This is a genomic window from Paenibacillus sp. FSL P2-0173 (assembly GCF_038008045.1).
Lineage (GTDB): Bacteria > Bacillota > Bacilli > Paenibacillales > Paenibacillaceae > Paenibacillus > Paenibacillus polymyxa_B.
Map to the genome: position 1 here is coordinate 174,984 of NZ_JBBOYK010000002.1, position 16,995 is coordinate 191,978.

Annotated in this window: 14 protein-coding genes; 1 reads left to right on the forward strand and 13 read right to left on the reverse strand. The window is 47.3% G+C overall.

Annotated elements, in window-relative coordinates; all coding sequences use genetic code 11:
- Positions 1-48: 48 nt before the first annotated feature.
- The 6 genes from MKX30_RS11005 to hrpB form a co-directional block, all read right to left on the reverse strand.
- Positions 49-1,053 carry a Gfo/Idh/MocA family protein gene (locus MKX30_RS11005; protein WP_028542415.1) on the reverse strand — a complete coding sequence of 335 codons (1,005 nt, stop codon included), beginning with the start codon at positions 1,051-1,053 and terminating at the stop codon, positions 49-51.
- 19 nt (positions 1,054-1,072) lie between these two features.
- Complete coding sequence (locus MKX30_RS11010) at positions 1,073-1,435, reverse strand: helix-turn-helix transcriptional regulator (protein WP_013310011.1); 363 nt, start codon at positions 1,433-1,435, stop codon at positions 1,073-1,075.
- A 264-nt stretch (positions 1,436-1,699) separates the two neighbouring features.
- On the reverse strand, positions 1,700-2,338 hold the full coding sequence (locus tag MKX30_RS11015; protein WP_023988294.1) for a CatB-related O-acetyltransferase: 639 nt from the start codon (positions 2,336-2,338) through the stop codon (positions 1,700-1,702).
- A gap of 162 nt (positions 2,339-2,500) precedes the next feature.
- Entirely contained in the window at positions 2,501-3,673 is a 1,173-nt protein-coding gene (locus MKX30_RS11020) for an acyltransferase (protein ID WP_023988293.1), read from the reverse strand.
- Positions 3,674-3,943: 270 nt separating this feature from the next.
- Positions 3,944-4,528, reverse strand: coding sequence for a general stress protein (locus MKX30_RS11025; protein ID WP_028542417.1), 585 nt, complete (start codon positions 4,526-4,528; stop codon positions 3,944-3,946).
- Positions 4,529-4,646: 118 nt separating this feature from the next.
- On the reverse strand, positions 4,647-7,169 hold the full coding sequence (gene hrpB, locus MKX30_RS11030) for an ATP-dependent helicase HrpB (protein ID WP_341062832.1): 2,523 nt from the start codon (positions 7,167-7,169) through the stop codon (positions 4,647-4,649).
- A gap of 321 nt (positions 7,170-7,490) precedes the next feature.
- Between hrpB and gluQRS the strand changes: the two genes are divergently transcribed.
- On the forward strand, positions 7,491-8,486 hold the full coding sequence (gene gluQRS, locus MKX30_RS11035) for a tRNA glutamyl-Q(34) synthetase GluQRS (protein WP_023988291.1): 996 nt from the start codon (positions 7,491-7,493) through the stop codon (positions 8,484-8,486).
- Between the two features lie 64 nt (positions 8,487-8,550).
- Here the strand turns inward: gluQRS and MKX30_RS11040 are convergent, their stop codons facing one another.
- From MKX30_RS11040 to MKX30_RS11070, 7 genes are all read right to left on the reverse strand, one after another.
- Positions 8,551-8,925, reverse strand: a complete 375-nt coding sequence (locus tag MKX30_RS11040) for a DnaJ family domain-containing protein (RefSeq protein ID WP_023988290.1) — start codon at positions 8,923-8,925, stop codon at positions 8,551-8,553.
- Between the two features lie 114 nt (positions 8,926-9,039).
- Complete coding sequence (locus tag MKX30_RS11045; protein ID WP_341063002.1) at positions 9,040-9,234, reverse strand: XRE family transcriptional regulator; 195 nt, start codon at positions 9,232-9,234, stop codon at positions 9,040-9,042.
- A gap of 109 nt (positions 9,235-9,343) precedes the next feature.
- Positions 9,344-9,511: an aspartyl-phosphate phosphatase Spo0E family protein gene (locus MKX30_RS11050; RefSeq protein WP_071558834.1), complete on the reverse strand. Its 168-nt coding sequence runs from the start codon at positions 9,509-9,511 to the stop codon at positions 9,344-9,346.
- A 289-nt stretch (positions 9,512-9,800) separates the two neighbouring features.
- The gene (locus MKX30_RS11055; protein WP_445671560.1) at positions 9,801-11,237 is read right to left on the reverse strand and encodes a helix-turn-helix domain-containing protein; all 1,437 of its coding nucleotides are present in this window, start codon (positions 11,235-11,237) and stop codon (positions 9,801-9,803) included.
- Positions 11,238-12,473: 1,236 nt separating this feature from the next.
- The gene (locus MKX30_RS11060; protein ID WP_076294868.1) at positions 12,474-13,658 is read right to left on the reverse strand and encodes an aminotransferase class I/II-fold pyridoxal phosphate-dependent enzyme; all 1,185 of its coding nucleotides are present in this window, start codon (positions 13,656-13,658) and stop codon (positions 12,474-12,476) included.
- Position 13,659: 1 nt separating this feature from the next.
- The gene (locus MKX30_RS11065) at positions 13,660-14,589 is read right to left on the reverse strand and encodes a D-alanine--D-alanine ligase (protein ID WP_068940706.1); all 930 of its coding nucleotides are present in this window, start codon (positions 14,587-14,589) and stop codon (positions 13,660-13,662) included.
- Between the two features lie 108 nt (positions 14,590-14,697).
- A complete protein-coding gene (locus MKX30_RS11070; protein WP_341062833.1) occupies positions 14,698-16,182 on the reverse strand; it encodes an aminotransferase-like domain-containing protein in 1,485 nt (494 codons plus the stop codon).
- Positions 16,183-16,995 lie beyond the last annotated feature (813 nt).

Genomic DNA, 16,995 nt, shown 5'->3' on the forward strand with positions numbered 1-16,995 from the left:
CTTTGGACAGGCTGCTTTTTATGTCTTTACGGGAATACAGTGATCCCGTTATCCAATTTCTATCCGTTTCCGACTACGAGCTGACTCAATACAAGCATCGATTACCTTCATATTGCTCACCGCATCTTCTGGCTCATACGGCAACGGGACACCGTCAAGCACCGCTTTAGCAAAAGCATCCGCTTGCAGTTCAAAGGAATTAAAACCTTTCAGACGTTCCTCACGCGTGACCGAACCGACGTGGACGAAAATTTGCGGTACAACAGACGTTCTTTCCCAACCGAACATTTTGGGCATCGCAATCGTACCCTTGCTACCGAGAATTTCCATGTTGGAACGGTTGGCTGCCCACATGCCACAATCGAAAGTAAGGTTGACTCCACCCGGAAATTCCAGCAAACCGGAAGCCATCATATCGACGTTGTCATGCTCCGGGGAAAATAAGGCATGTACCGTCACTGCCTCCGGTTCCCGATCCAAATACATACGAGCGGCTGATATCGGATAGACGCCCACATCATATAGCGAGCCGCCGCCCATGTTTTTATTAAAGCGCACATTATCTGCCTGATCGGTATTGTTAAACGTAAACGTGCAATGGATGCCGCGAATGTCACCAATTTCCCCACTATTGATAATTTCCTTAATTCTTCGATGTTTGGGATGATAGCGATACATAAAAGCCTCTGCAAAGATCACTCCTGCACGTTGACATGCTTCAATCATGCGGCTTGTCCCGGCCGAGCTAAGAGAAGATGGTTTTTCACACAAAACGTGCTTCCCAGCCTCCGCTGCCCGAATGGTCCACTCTTCATGCAGATGGTTCGGCAACGGAATGTACACCGCTCCGATTTCGGGATCAGCCAACAGGTCATCATAGCTTCCATAACTTTTCGGAATATCGAACTCCCGGGCGGTCTCAGCGGCTTTATCCGCATTACGACTAGCAATCCCAAGCACTTCTCCGCGTTCGGATTGCTGAATTGCCGGAATTACAGCGATTTGGGCGATCTCCGCAGTGCCTAAAATTCCCCATTTCAGCTTTCTACCCATCATTCTCATCCTTTCGTGGTTAGGAATAGTTGTCTTGTTCCGCTTTATGCAGCATACCTAAGCAACGGTCCAAATCAGCTTTGACCTGCTTCTTGTACAATCGTGCTTTCTCCTCCCCATCATCTGTAAAGTGATAGAGTACAATCTCCTGAAAATCCACGCGCGGGTCTGTTCCTTTCAATCGCTTGGTACGGTAAAAAACACCTTCCTGTACCAGCTCATGCAGCGCCCGGTAAACCTCGCTCTGAGGCGGAACATACCCAAAGCCACTAAACTCATCTTTCATCGATTCGAGCATCTGATATCCATAACCGCGATGCCTCTCCACCATTGTGATCAGATAAATTTTGATAAAAGCCCGCTGGGATATCATAAACGCCATTTCACAGCCTCCTCCACACCTTATTCGTGCACCTTATCTTCCATTATAAACCACTCTGCGTCCATACACTATTTCCTTTGATGATATGAGAGCGTATGAGAACCCTTCATCTCTTGTGACCTGTTTTAAGATGGCGAGAGATATAGAATGAGGCGATATAGAGTAGTGTGCGAAGCGCTGAGAAATGATTTTATTGTTTTTGCTATTATGAATTTTTCATATGTTGAAATAATATAACTAAAGCTAAAAAAATAGAGTTACAGATTACGAAGACTGGATTAATTGTTTTAAGGCCTCCGTATCGTTACTTGTCAAAACAGGAATATATTCTGTTATTTTTTGGATGTCCCAGTCCCACCATTTCAGGGTTTGTAGCATAGCTATAGTTTCCTCATCAAACCGATAACGAATTAACTTCGCGGGATTTCCTCCTACAATGGAATATGGCCGAACATCTTTAGTCACCACGGCGTTTGACGCAATGATCGCGCCATCACCAATTTGAACTCCGGGCATAATGGTAGCGTTGTAACCAATCCAAACATCATTTCCAACCACAGTGTCCCCTTTGTAGCCCCCACTTAAATTGGGTAAACCAACTTCCCAATCTCCGCCAAACGCTCCAAAAGGAAAAGTCGTAAATGCATTTGTATTATGATTAGCACCATTCATAATAAATTTGGCTTTGGCTGCAATCGCACAAAACTTACCAATCTTTAATTTGTCCCCTATAAAATCAAAATGATAAAGGACATTTTTCTCAAAATCCAAAGGGTTATCATCATCGTCATAGTAGGTATAATCCCCGATTTCGATATATGGATTAACCACTACATTGTTCAAAAAACACAGACTTCTAATATTTTTCATCGGAAAAACGCTTCTTGTATCTGGACCACTCATTTTGCGACCCTCCCATATGGATGTTCCTTCACCTTACTGGTAAAGGAACATCCAGTCTATCAGTATGCATACTATTAAACAAATGTAGATAGAAAAGTATCCCATTGCCTTATTTCTTGGCTTTGGGATACTCTTGTGAACATATATGATTGGGTTATCAAATCAGGCTTGCTTTTGTAAGGCTGGCGGACCTCCAGTCGGGCGAGGACGAACCCGAAGCCCCACGATCCATTTGCCCAGAGGCAAGCGTGCAAGTAGCCATGTTCCGGCAACGGAAAAGATCATACAGAGAACGAACGAAGCCAGCGTACGAAGAACGTGGCTCCAGTCTGCAAAAAACGTCTCGTCAAAATAATAGGTCACACGCAGCATAAAGGCATGCATGAGATACGCTCCATAGGACAACGTTCCGATGGCCGTCAGCATACTCGCCGCACGTCCCCCCTTATGAGCAATCCACGTCGCTACCCGATAAGCTACAAAAATAGACGCGACGCAATATACAGCCATGACCGGACGCAGCAAAGACAAATAGTTAAAGGAAAGAACTGTACCTCGCGGCGTCTGGAACTGACCGATCATCTCGTACAGTAAGTAGCCTGTAATCACGATAAACAACGGCCAGTATATCATCTGTGCTTTGGTTACCCAAGCATTCCAACGCTTGACGTTCATCCCGGCTGCCGCTCCTAACACAAAATAAAAGAAAAAGTAGATCACATTCCGGTCAGCGTACAGGGTAAACCAAGAGGTAATGACCGGAAGCTGGAGCTTATCCATCGCTTGGTATACGGGTCCAACGGCGAACATGAGCAAAATATATAGCACGCCGAATCCAGCCAATGCAGCTGGTCGCCATTTTGACGGCAGTAGCGCAGACAAATGACGGACCGCATAACGAAACACGGGAAATAACACATAACATTGGATAATCATAACGATGTACCATAGATGATAGCTGCTTTTCCCGTTCAATAGCTTCTGGAAAAAATCCAGCGGGTGAATATATCCACCACTTTGGGCAAGCTGATTTCCCAATTCGTATAAAAGAGACCATATGATATACGGAACAATGATGTCCATGAATCTTTTACGTAAAAACGTTCCGTACTTTAAGACCCCATCATAATTGTAAAATAGCACCATGCCCGTGATAAACACAAACACCGGAACTGCAAATTTGGAACACAGCAGTAAAAGTGTCATCAAAACCCCGTCCTGGATGCGCGCCCCCTGCGCAACCGCATAATGTGCGACGGAATGCTGAAGAACAACGGCGGCAAAAGCCAGCCCTCTTAGCAAAGCGACTTCGGAAATTCTCTCTTTTTGACTCATGTCACTCTCCTGTTACATCTAGCAATTTATAAATCCAGGATTTTTCAAAATCCTCAAATCTATTATAACGACAATTCTGTAAAAATATATAGAAGGATAAACGTGCCAACAGCAAGCAAAGCATCATTTATCTCAGGTTTATTCTATGTTTCACTAACATGTAAAAGCAGCAGTCTTCCCTCTCGGGGAGACTGCTGCTGTAGAAACAACCTATATACAAAGGAGATAGGAAAGCCTGTTAAATCACGTTCTCAACTAGCCGTTAGTTGTTTACAGGTTCCTTCTAGTATCTGTGTACGCATCTGTCCGCGTATCCGCCACCGTATCATCATACGTTCTGTAACGATCCGCATTCAGCGAACGGTTGGTGCGGAAAATATCATAAACATCCCTGTGATGGTCAGCAGAATCCACCAGCACTAAAATCTTGCCCTGATCGACGTATGTCTCGTATTGACGTGCATCATCTTCTGGAATGCCTAGCCCGACCAGTCCACCGACCAAGCCACCTGCTCCCGCTCCGACAGCTGCTCCGGTAAGAGTAGCCGCGATAGGTCCAGCAGCAAGGATCGGTCCGATACCCGGAATAGCCAAGGCCCCGATGCCTGCCAGCAAGCCAGCAACGCCGCCTACAATACCGCCGGTAGCCGCACCTGTGGCCACACCCTCCGGTGCTTTGGTGCCTGTCTCTTCACTAATCGTCCTTAGCTCGTCACGGTCACGGGTGATCACAGAAATTTCACTGCTTGGGATTCCTTTGCTCTGCAATTGTCCTATCGCACGAGATGCTTCCTGCTCTGTATCAAAAACACCAACAATTTTCTTTTCATTATAATCGTTTAAGTTATTAGCCATGATAGTTACCTCCCAATATTTTGGTGTTGAGTGGTTCGTCTTTCATTACCCCGCCATTATGACGTTTAAACGATTTTACGAAAATTCAAAAAGTCGATTAGCATAAAACAGCTTCTATTTAACGCTTTGGCTTTGCTCTGTTGGTCGCCACAGCTTCCAGTGGATCATCCGGCCAATAATGCTTGGGATATCTGCCCTTCAGGTCCTTTTTGACTTCAAAGTAAGCCTCGCTCCAGAAGCTGGACAAGTCGGAAGTCACTTGGACAGGTCGCTGGGCAGGTGACAGTAAATGCAATACAATGGGTACGCGTCCAATACGGGGCGTATCCCTCATACCGAACAACTCTTGTAGTCGTACGGCCAGCGCTGGTGCCTCAGGATTCGAATAATCGACAGGAATGCGGGAACCGCTGGGTACGCGGATATGCGTCGGCGCTTCCTGATCAAGCTGCTGCCGCTGTTCCCAATCTAGCCTGCCAAGCAGCAATGCAGCACTGTCCAGCCGTTGCAAATCGGATACATTTTTGGCTCCTAGAGCAAAAGGCAACAGCCACGATTCCAGTGAATCCAGCAATGCCGATTCCGTGCAGTCCGGCCAGTCCTCAGGCGCCGAGAAGTGCATAAAAATCAAACGAGCCTGCAACTGGAGGGTTTGCCGATTCCATGACAGCAGCTTCAGACCTCGTTCACGGACACCCTGCATCAAGGCAGCAGCTACTTCCTCTGCCGGAGGTCGCTCATAGGACGTTTCCTTTAAGACGAGTGAGCCCAGCCGCAGTACCTTGCGGGCTCTCGCTGCTGAGGCGGAGCTATCCCAGTATACGTTGGCTTGTTCTAGCAGCAATTCGCTGCAATGCTGAATCAGCTCTTGCAGTTCAACCGGTGCCGCCAACTGAATGGCGCCATCTGCTCCCTCGTCGTCCACTTCGGCGGCGACGAGATAGGACGAACGCGACATCCACTCCACTTGTCGGAGTCGCGCCCCCCGACCGCCGCTAAGCAAAAAGCGGCCGTCCCCCCGGCCCTGCGCGATCCGATCCGGATACGCAAAGGCCAACAGCAGCCCGCAAGCCGCGGAGCCATCAGGCTCGTCCTGCGCTGCGGCTGCTGTCGGCAGCGTGGCTAGCAGCTGCCGGCTCTCCTGCACGATACGGCGAATCACCGTATCGTCTGCTGCCCGCAGCAGGCTGTGCGTACTGCGGGCATGGGCCGCCTCGCGCAGGGCATCCAGCCGCGGGCGCAAATCCGTTCCGCCATGAGCGCGGAACGGGTCCCGCTCTTGCAGCAGCGCAGCCAGACGGCTGGCAGTCGGGGCCAGGCCAAGGGCGGCTGCGCGCAACAGCATGTGCCCAAGGCGCGGGTGCGTGCCTAGGGCGGACACCTCGCGCCCATGCGCGGTGATGCCGCCTGTAGTGCCATCGGCTGCTTCATCCAGGCAGCCGAGCTGGTGCAGCAGACCTGTGGCCTGGCGGTACGCGGCCTCAGGCGGGGCATCCAGCCAGGCCAGCTCGGCGGGCTCGCGCACGCCCCAGGCCGCCAGCTCCAGCGCGAGCGGGGCCAGATCCGCCGCGGCGATCTCCGGGCGGCTGGCATCGTGGAGCGCGGCATGCTCCTGCGCACTCCACAGCCGGTAGCATACGCCCGGCTGGAGGCGGCCCGCCCGTCCGCGCCGCTGGTCGGCGGAGGCCTTGGACGCCTTGACGGTAGTCAAACGGCTCATGCCAGTTCGCGCGGAAAATACCGACTCCCGCGAAAGTCCGCTATCGATCACCACCGTAATCCCGGCGATGGTCAAGCTGGACTCGGCAATCGATGTGGCCAATACCACTTTTCGACTGCCCAAAGCCGATGAACGTATTGCCTCATCCTGCTGCTCCAGCTTCATGCTGCCGTACAGCGGAATTACCTTGACGTGTGCTGGTAAATGCTTTGAAGCCAATTCTCGTTCCGTTCTATGAATTTCTCTAGCCCCTGGTAAAAACACCAACAGATCGCCTTCATGAACATCAAGCGCCTTTTCTACCGTCTCAGCCGTAAAAGACTCTAATGAGATTGATGAAGGTTTGGACATATGAAAGGTTTCTACTGGAAATACGGTGCCTGGACATTCCAGCAATGGCGCATCCCCTAATAGTCTGCATACAGGCTCTGCCTCCAGGGTGGCAGACATGATCAATATCTTCAAATCCGGTCGCAACAGCGCCTGGCTTTGCAGGGCAAGTGCCAATCCCAAGTCTGCATGCAGGCTGCGTTCATGAAACTCATCAAAAATAATCAGCCCGACTCCCTCCAATGCCTGATCATGTTGCAGCATCCGGGTCAGTACGCCCTCCGTAACCACTTCAATCCGCGTGTTTGGTCCTACTTTTGTATCCATACGAACCCGATAACCCACGGTCTTCCCGGTGGGCTCTCCCAGCGCTTTCGCCATTTGTGCTGCTGCTGCACGTGCTGCCAAACGCCTCGGCTCCAGCATGATCATCTTTTGCCCTGCCAGCCACGGCTCATGCAGCAGCTCCAGCGGTGTTACCGTCGTTTTCCCCGCTCCCGGCTGGGCAAGCAGTACCGCCGCCGAATGGGATTGCAGTATATGTTTAAGCTCGGGGATCACTTGCATAATAGGCAGTTGTTTATCTGTCAATGAAATCTCTCCAATGATACGCTTGATGCGTAGAATCTAAGTTTTAATTCCTTTATTATTGTGAATTTTTCATTACCTGTAATTGTTGAATATTGAATTAAAAATGTTAAGCTGCACTCTGGGACTTCTCTTCGGTCTGTCGTGCATAATTCTTCTAAATCTATTATACAGATATTTAAATTTCCCGTCTGGCCATCGCGGCTATGTATGCTTCGTGTTTAGCTTCTATACCTGTCGAGATGCACTCGCGGCAAGTTCGTTTTATAATATGGTTGATATGGATTGCTGAAGGACGGAATATAGAATCGAGGTCACTTTCGTATGGAATTACAGGCCCAACCCATCAGAGGGCGATTTGCCCCAACACCATCGGGATGGATACACTTAGGAAACGCTCGCACCGCCTTATTATCCTGGCTGCACGTTCGCTCCCTGGGTGGAACCTATATTTTGCGCATGGAAGATATCGATATGACGCGAGCTCGCAGCCAGTTGGCGCAAGGGATTATGGAAGATTTGCGCTGGATCGGGCTGGAATGGGACGAAGGACCCGACGTAGGCGGTCCCTACGGTCCCTACACTCAAAGCCAGCGGCTGGAACGCTTCCAATCTGCATTGGAGATACTACAGGAGCAAGATTTGCTGTATCCTTGTTTTTGTAGTCGGGCCGACATTGTGGCTGCCGCCCATGCTCCACATGGACTGTCTGGTGAAGGACCCGCATATTCAGGTGCATGTCGTAACCTTAGCTCTCAAGATGTCGTAGCCAAAGCACAACATAAACTCCCTTCACTTCGCTTTAAAGTACCGCAAAATCCAGATGCCGTTATTTCGTTTCATGATCAGGTAGCAGGCCATGTGACCTTCGGTGCGGCAGAGGGCGGCGATTTTATCGTCAAACGGGCGGACGGCATGTTTTCCTATCAGCTGGCTGTCGTTGTCGATGATGCAGATATGTATATGACCGACGTACTACGTGGGTATGATCTTCTCGATTCGACTCCTCGTCAGCTATTGCTGTACCAAGCTTTGGGGTTGCAGTCGCCACGTTTCGCACACGTTCCCCTTGTCCTGGGCCCTGATGGGCGAAGGCTGGCCAAACGGCATGGTGGCGTAGCACTCCGAGCTATGCGCCGACAAGGTATCACACCGGAAGCAGTCATTGGCTGGCTCGCCTATTTTTCCGGGCTGCTGGATTCACCTGAGCCTGTGAAGGCTGTGGATTTAATCGATGACTTTCATTTGGACAAACTGCCCAAAGAACCCGTCATCCTGACGAAACAATGCCTCATGAGATTATCTGCACTGCAACGGTAATGAGGTAAAGCGCGGAAATCAAAGTGTACGGGCAAGGGCATTCCGCCCTTTGCTCCGCTCGCTTCTATTCCTCCAGTCGCTTACGCATAGCGGACTCATATTCATAAAATACAGACGACGTATTCAGCCCTCTTTCCTCCAGCAGCATACGGAGACGTAGTGATTTTTCAGTCAGTCTGCGACTGATCCGTTGTTGCTCTCCTGCCTCATGACAAGCGTGAAGCAAATCACGTAGCTGGATACATTCCTTTTGTAATTGAAGCTCTTCCGGTAGAATGCCTGCATTCTTCAACAGCTTGTACGACATCCGCAGCTCCTCTGGAACATGTGACAAATCCTCGATGACCAGTGGCTTGCCCGCTCCCGGCAAATGATCAAATTCACCTTTGGCCATCGCCTCGGCAATCTTCTGCTCTGCCATTCTGGAGAACATCCCCATCACTCCTTGTTTTAAGCTTCCTATGTACAATCTATATTAAAGAAACCTGGAGTCCTTTGCCACTGTAGCTTACATATCATTAGGATGTCCTGTATCCATAAAGGAGAAAGAGGGTTATTCTTCGATCCCAAGCAATTGAGATACTTGTACTCTATATTTTTTGACCTTACGTGTTCCATGAATGAGATTAGACAAGCGGCTAGCTGGAATATGATAGGTATCACAAAATGTTCTCTGATCCATTTGCCTCTCGACTAGCTTTTCTTTGATTTTCCATCCAAAAGGGGTTACAGGATTTCGTAAGTTCAACAACGTTATCACCTCTTCATAGTATAGGATTTAGAATTTTGATTGGGGTTTGGGGTTTGGAGATTGGATTTCACGTTCTACCATTAGCAACATGTCGTGAACTCATTTGTTAGGATTTCATTTTGTATATTTGGTATTGATTCAATAGTTCATCCAGTTTCATGGATTGTTCAATCACTTTGGGATGCGTTAAAAATCCGTATTTCTTCTGGACTTGGTACAGCCTTTTTCTGGCCCGTTCGACACGAAGTAAAGTCACACCTGGATTCATCAGCATGATTCCCCCTTCTGTGTCATATCCTAATGCAAAACGTAAATTTTTGGATTTTTTTAAAATACGCTTAACAAAAAAAAGCGCTTCTGGAATATTCCAGAGGCACTTTTTGTTGGTATATGTTTATTTTCAGTTGGTTCAGAATTAAACTTGGAATCACAATGCCCAAGAAACGTGAGGTTAGTGAGTGTTAATTCTTATTTCCCTTTAAGCACCTCCAATAGTATCGTTAAGCTGAATAATATGGTGTTGGTTATAATCATGATTAGGTACAGCCACGAAAAACAAAAAGCTAGCTGCGACGATCAGAAGAACCATTTTTCTTAACATTGTCTAACCACACCTTTTCAATGAAATTTAGAAACTTCGCCTTTGTTTCATGAGCTGCATTCATTCTGAAATGTAAGAATAATCCCATGCAGTTTATAAAATAAGTTTCATTATTTATTATATGTGACTTTAGCATTGCATACATCAAGTGTTTAAAACCATCGTTATACCTACCTTGATGCAAATAGTAATAAGCTAACTCGTATCCAAGACGCGCATACTGTTCTGGTATCACTTGTTGGGTATACATATCCGATGAAGGTTTGTGTTGGGCAAATAAGTCAATTTTCTTTTTAAACCTTCGAAGTATATGATCTATATCTATACTATACTGGTTTGCCGCCGACATAACATTCAACACTTTTGTAACCATTTCTTTTTCAGAAGCATCTGGCGATGCAGCAATATATTCAACATAATTGTTTAGTACACTTATATCTCCAGATAATAGCTTATACACGTAGGTATTACCTTCTGCCCAATCTTGAAACTGTTTAATCCAATGCAGAGTATCCTCGTCCGTCTCTTTGACCCAATCTAAATTAGCGTAGGCGTATGTATATTGTAATGCCTGCTCATAATCGCCTTTGGCCTCATATACACTGGCACACAGTAAATCAGAATAGGAGATGTACACAAACATTGGACGGCTCAGCCGCTTTTCAAGTTCCGCAGGCTTTCGTTTTCTCTGCTGATGCTCTAATGTATATTGAATTTCTGCTCTAACTCTCATTTTTCGAGCGGTCACATCAAGCCTGTCCCATAAGCGCAAAGAACGAAACACATTCGCCAAATCTTTTAGTGCATCAAGCTGATCTATTTCATCCAGACGTTCCACAAAGGGTTCAAACAGTGTGGCTGCCTTGAGATTACGGCTTTGATCATCTCCAACTTGAATCGTGAATATACGATATTGGCAGGTGGCCAAGCGTTCAGAATGCTGATATTTCTCCACTTCTGCGACATTCTCATATAGAGGCAGCGCAGCAGCATGTCGTCCCTGTTCAAATAATGCTTCTGCAACATCAAATAGCCTGGATGCATACAGCGGATTATCCATGATATGTCCAACCATTCGACGGATTGCATCCAGCTTGTCCAGCTCCGCACAACGATACAATAATGGCTCGATTCGTCTGAAATTCGGTGAAAGTTCAATGATGTAATTTTCTATGTATTGGTCATAAAAATAGCCCTCTGGCAAATCCATAGCCACAGTAATTCGGTCCAGCTGCTGTACGGAAACAGGACGATGCTGAGTAATCCAATTACTAAGCGTTCTTTGATGTACCCCTGAATATTCGGCAAATTGACTCAACGTCATATCATTTTGTTTTAGATAATCTTCAAACTCCGCTGAAATCGTAGGTGTATGCTTCAAGTCATAACCACCCTTCACATAAAAATTCCATTATTTTAAAAATCACCCTCTATTCTTCTCCATAATTAACCATCTGTCAATATATTATGCAACTAATGTTTATAACGAAAATTCAGCATAACTTACACACAAGGGAAGATTGTGAAAACGAATAACAAAAGTGAAATTGGATTGCCGAAACAAAAGGTTTCACAGAGTTGACATGACTATTTCATTTCTCCATATTCTTTACTATTAGTAAATGATATAGAGTTCCCAGGTAATAACTCTGTTGAACCTTTTAATCAAATGAAAAATCCCCTGATTTTGATGTAATCAAGGGATACATAGGTTCATTTCTCTCGCTTTGATAATGCGAAGTTGATTATTTCTCCAGTCACAATTCCTGTCAGGATTGCATAGATTCCCATAGCGCTCATCTGATATCCCAAAGCGTAAAATACCCCTATACCTATTGCGTAGTTCAATAGAATCGTTGCATAACGCTTTAGAAACTTACTCATGGAAATCCTCATAAGCAACTCCCACCTTATTTTATACTTCAACATAGTAAATGTTAGTTCTTTGTTGTATAAAAGTAAGGGAGAATTTGTCGAATGAGAAATCCGTTAAAAAGAGATTTGCAACTATTCACTTCTGGGCAGGCCACGAAACAAGACTTCTTTTTTCATACCATCCACGCACTCATATAGAGTGCGACATGTCATTGAGGTAAACTATAACGCTGGAGGGCAATTTCAATCCACGCACTCCATACAGAGTGCGACGACAGCGAAAATGGGTTAAATGCCCCCTATTTAAGTAACATTCTAGCGTTATTTTGGCAAAAACGCATCTAATATTACCTCATCCTCTTGCAATCGTTTAAAATTTGTTCACATTCGATATAATTCGACAAAATCTGAGGTGCGAATCTCTCGGAGAATTCATGTGAGCTTCACATTCGCACCTGGACAGACTCGCTTTTTGGCTTAGCAACAAATACCTGCCTGGACTTATTTCACCTCTGCCAGTTCTGCCACCTGTGAAGGAGTAAGCGCACATTCGAATATATTTAATTCATCGATAGCTCATTTAAAAGCAGGGTCCCACCAGTTAACACCAAAGCTGAACGTTCTGGCTTTGGGTAAATACATCCGGAAATATCGACTACATTGATCAGAAAAATACCTTTATATTTTCGAAAATCATAAAGGTATTTGTAAAATATTTTATGAAAACGTTCGGCAAAAGTTGAGTTATTAACCCTGTTCATCATACCGGCTGCATTACCTGCATAATCCTTCCCATCCGTTCCAGCGCCTTCTCCAAATCGACGAGCGAGGCTGCATATGAGCAGCGAATAAAGCCCTCTCCGCCTGATCCGAATACATGTCCCGGTACGACCGCCACCTTCGCTTCCTTCAGCATACGAAGTGCAAACTGCTCAGATGACATGCCAGTAGAAGTAATTGAAGGGAAGGCATAGAAAGCCCCCTCAGGCTCATGACAAGCAAGCCCGATTGCATTCAAGCCGGCCACAAACAGCTTGCGACGTTCATTGTAGCTCGCCATCATCTCATCCTTGGCAGCCAAGCCATGGCGCAATGATTCCAGCGCGGCAATCTGTGCAATGGTGGGCGCACACATGGCTGTGTACTGGTGGATTTTCAGCATGCCGGCAATCAGCTCATGCGGACCGCACGCATAGCCTACCCGCCAGCCTGTCATCGCAAATGCTTTGGAAAAACCACTGATGACAATCGTACGCTCCTTCATGCCCGGCAAAGAGGCGATACTGACATGCTTTCTCCCGTAAGTCAGTTCGGCATACACTTCATCCGAAATGACGACCAGATTATGTTTGATAATGAGCTCTGTCATCGGCAGCCAATCCTGCTCCGTCATAACTGTTCCAGTCGGATTACAGGGATAATTGATCATTAAAACCTTTGAATGAGGTGTAATTGCCGCTTGCAGCGCTTGCGGGGTCAGCTTGAATTGCTCCTCTGCCGTAGCCGCCACCTCTACAATTTTACCGCCATGCAGATGGGTAATGGGTTCATAGGCAATATAGCTTGGTGCTGGAATCAGCACCTCGTCACCCGGATCGATCACTGCTCGCAGCGCCAGGTCGACGGCTTCACTGCTCCCCACCGTCACAATCATTTCCTGCTCAGGGTCATAGGAAAGCGCGAAGCTGCTGGAAAAATAAGCCGAGATCTCCTCCCGCAGCTCCATCAAGCCGGCATTCGAAGTATATTTCGTCTGTCCTTCACGCAATGCCTGAATGCAAGCTTCACGTACCTTTTCCGGTGTAACGAAATCAGGCTCTCCGACCCCAAGGGCGATTGTACCTCCGCCTGCTGCATTCAGATCAAAAAAAGCGCGAATTCCCGATGGCCGAATATCCCGTACACGCGAGGATACAAACCGCCCTGTCCCCTTTTCACTAAACATATTACGCCATCCCCCATTCCTGTTTCCGCTCATGGAGCGAGCTGGCAATAATATGGTCCAGTAGCTGTGTAAAGGTTATACCCGCAGCTGCCGCACTCTTCGGAAGGAGGCTGTTGGCGGTCATTCCCGGTAATGTGTTCACTTCCAGCACGTAAGGTCTATCCTGACACAAAATCATATCGACCCTTGCATAGACCTTACATTGCAGCAGCCGGTAGCTGGCCAGTGCCGCCTCGCGCACACGCTGCTCAATAACGGGGGGAAGCTCGACCACCTTCTCCTCAGCGCCGCCGACCTCGTATTTTGCTTTGTAGTCGAACCACTTCGAACGAGCGGAGCTAATGCTAATAATCGGCAATACCTCGCCATCTACGATGGAGCAGGTAATCTCCGTCCCTTCATAATAGGACTCAATCAAGATCGCTTGATCCAAGCTGCAAGCCCCCTGAACAGCCGACAGCAGTTCCTTCTCATTTTGTACAAGCTGGATGCCGATGCTGGATCCCCCCGTATTCGGCTTCACAATAACCGGGTAGCCCAAACGCTCCACCACCTGCGGATCATAATCGTCCATCCCCTGCCAGTAAAGGCCTGAAGGCGTATGCACACCCGCTGCCTTCAACAGCATCTTGGACAACTGCTTATTCATGCATAAGCTGCTTGCCAGGACACCGCTGCCTGTGTAGGGAATGCCCAGCGTCTCCAGCGCTCCCTGCACCGTGCCGTCCTCGCCATACTGACCATGCAGTGCCAACAGCGCGATATCGATGCCTGTCTGCTGGACCTGCGCGATTAAATCCGCTCGCTGCTCGATCACCATTGGAACCACTTCATAACGGCTGCGATCCAAATGATTGATCATCTCTTGACCTGTCTGCAGAGAAATCTCACGCTCAGAGGAAATACCGCCCATAATAACGCCAATTTTCATCATGACACCTCATTTTTCTTCAAAATCTTTATGTGGCTACGGATGTTCATCCGATCGCTATTGCTTCTTCAGAACAATATTCCGTCTCTATAGCTCTTTTCTTAATCCTTATGCCTTAAGAAAGTTACGCGTCTGTTTACCGATTATTTGAATACCCCGTTCGATATTTTCATCTGTTACTCGTGAAAACCCAAGCCGCAATGTATTCGTCCCTTCTCCTTCTTGAATAAAAAACTTGTCTCCCGGTGTGAAAATGACGCCCTGTTCTGTGCAAGCTTCTAGCAGCTGGCGTGTATTTACACCTGTCGGGAAGGTAAGGAACAAATGCAAGCCCCCGTCACCAGTTACCTGCGCCTCAGGAAGATGTACTTCACAGCATGTCTTTGTCAGCTCATATTTGCGCTTATACTCTGTACGTGCTTTTTTTACATGTTTATCGAAATTTCCGTTAAGCATATATTGGTATAAAATCGATTGATCGATTGTTGAGGTATGAATGGTGCGCGCACGCTTAATGCTTTCCAGAGTGTCAATCAGTGCTCGGTCTCCAAGCACCCAGCCTACACGCAAGCCAGGGAACAGCACCTTGGAGAAGCTGCCAATATAGATTACTCCGTTCCCTTGGCCTGCTGTCGCTATTAAGGGCGCAATATGCGCTCCCGAGTAACGCAGCTCCTCATTGAATCCATCCTCGATCACCGGAATCTGATGGCGTGCCATTAATTTCATAACAGCGCTGCGCTTTGCCGGCGACATGACGATGCCTGTCGGATTATGATAGGAAGGAGTCAAATAGGCCAAATCGAAGCTATTGTTCTGCAGTACCTCCTCTAGCCGCTCTACATCAATACCGTCACACTCCATCGGAATGCCGGTAATCTCAAATCCTTGCAACTTCAAATTTTTGATCGCTGTGTGATGGGTCGGATTTTCACAAATTGCCGCTCCACGGCGTGCAGAAGGGCGTAAAGCCGACAGCACAATGTCAAAGCCTTCTGTAAACCCGCCTGTAATCAGCATATCCTTGCCAATTATATCAACGCCTTTGTTCTCCATATAATGCATCAGATAATCAATCAGCGGCTTGTAGCCCTTGGCATAGCCGTAGTTGAGCAGCACCTGCCCTTCGATTGCCATCCGATCCATAAAAGCTCGCCTTACATCCCCCAGATCAAACAGCTGCTCATCCGGAGCGATGCTTGTGAACGAGATAGTTCCCTTTTGGGCACGAATGCCCTGCTTCATCATATCCAGATCAACAGCCGATACAGCATACTCGTTCATTCTTGCCTTCCAGTCGACCTCCCAGGTGGCAGAACCGTCAGATCCTCCGTTATCTACGGCCGACTGGCCCACCATGGCGGCCACATAACTCCCCTTTCCGGGAATCGCATACGTAAATCCGTCATCCTCCAAGCCTTCATAGGCTGCAATGACTGTATTGCGGCTCACCTTAAGCAGAACGCTCATTTCTCGTGTGGAAGGCAGCTTCTGATCCGCCTGAAGCGCCCCTTTTATAATTAAACGATTGACGTATTCTTTTACTTGTATCGAGACCGGGCGGTCACTTACGAGCTTGAAATCCTGGAACATTCTTCATCGCCTCCCCCTATAATGATGGCATACAAGACGAGTGAAAAAAAAGAACCACCGCACTGGATTTTTCATCCTTCGGTGGTTCTTCCGCATTTTATCCCCTGTACGCCCTCATATTCTTGCCTCATTCCCCCGCATCATTGCCTCTCATCGCGCCCATTGCGAGCATTGTACATATCACAAAGATCGTTTCACTTCGATTTTATTTTCTTCCTTCTGCGGCTGAAGCCCTGAGAACTATGCAAAGCATACCAGTCAAACAAAACCATATGCCGTAACGACTGACCGTGAATCCTGCCGCATCGTCAATTGTCACATGGAGTGCGCCTATTTCTTTCTTGAGGACGTCCTCCATTCATCATATTTCAATCCACGCACTCATATAGAGTGCGACTCAAATACAATGAGCTGCGCTATCAAAACAGTGAATTTCAATCCACGCACTCATATAGAGTGCGACAATGCAACCATTATTGATGCGGAGTATGAGGAAATATTTCAATCCACGCACTCATATAGAGTGCGACCAGTTCATGAACGGAGTGGATGAAGATGATAAGTCAATTTCAATCCACGCACTCATATAGAGTGCGACAGCGAAAATGAAGGAATTCATACCCTAATGATATCAATTCCATGCATTTTCGAAAAAAACGATGCCAAAAAAGCTTGAATCGACTATTGACTTCTAACGAAGAAAGCTAATCCGAATCCATTTCGACAAATTTCGAGGTGCGAAGGACCCGGGGTTTTTATGTGAGCTTCACATTCGCACCGTAACCAAGACAATACACTCAGGATACCACAAAA

Excerpts from the sequence above, each read along its gene's own strand:
- MKX30_RS11005 (WP_028542415.1), bottom strand. The coding sequence starts at position 1,053 with ATGGGTAGAAAGCTGAAATGGGGAATTTTAGGCACTGCGGAGATCGCC.
- MKX30_RS11010 (WP_013310011.1), bottom strand. The coding sequence starts at position 1,435 with ATGGCGTTTATGATATCCCAGCGGGCTTTTATCAAAATTTATCTGATC.
- MKX30_RS11015 (WP_023988294.1), bottom strand. The coding sequence starts at position 2,338 with ATGAGTGGTCCAGATACAAGAAGCGTTTTTCCGATGAAAAATATTAGA.
- MKX30_RS11020 (WP_023988293.1), bottom strand. The coding sequence starts at position 3,673 with ATGAGTCAAAAAGAGAGAATTTCCGAAGTCGCTTTGCTAAGAGGGCTG.
- MKX30_RS11025 (WP_028542417.1), bottom strand. The coding sequence starts at position 4,528 with ATGGCTAATAACTTAAACGATTATAATGAAAAGAAAATTGTTGGTGTT.
- gluQRS (WP_023988291.1), top strand. The coding sequence starts at position 7,491 with ATGGAATTACAGGCCCAACCCATCAGAGGGCGATTTGCCCCAACACCA.
- MKX30_RS11040 (WP_023988290.1), bottom strand. The coding sequence starts at position 8,925 with ATGGGGATGTTCTCCAGAATGGCAGAGCAGAAGATTGCCGAGGCGATG.
- MKX30_RS11050 (WP_071558834.1), bottom strand. The coding sequence starts at position 9,511 with ATGCTGATGAATCCAGGTGTGACTTTACTTCGTGTCGAACGGGCCAGA.
- MKX30_RS11060 (WP_076294868.1), bottom strand. The coding sequence starts at position 13,658 with ATGTTTAGTGAAAAGGGGACAGGGCGGTTTGTATCCTCGCGTGTACGG.
- MKX30_RS11065 (WP_068940706.1), bottom strand. The coding sequence starts at position 14,589 with ATGAAAATTGGCGTTATTATGGGCGGTATTTCCTCTGAGCGTGAGATT.
- MKX30_RS11070 (WP_341062833.1), bottom strand. The coding sequence starts at position 16,182 with ATGTTCCAGGATTTCAAGCTCGTAAGTGACCGCCCGGTCTCGATACAA.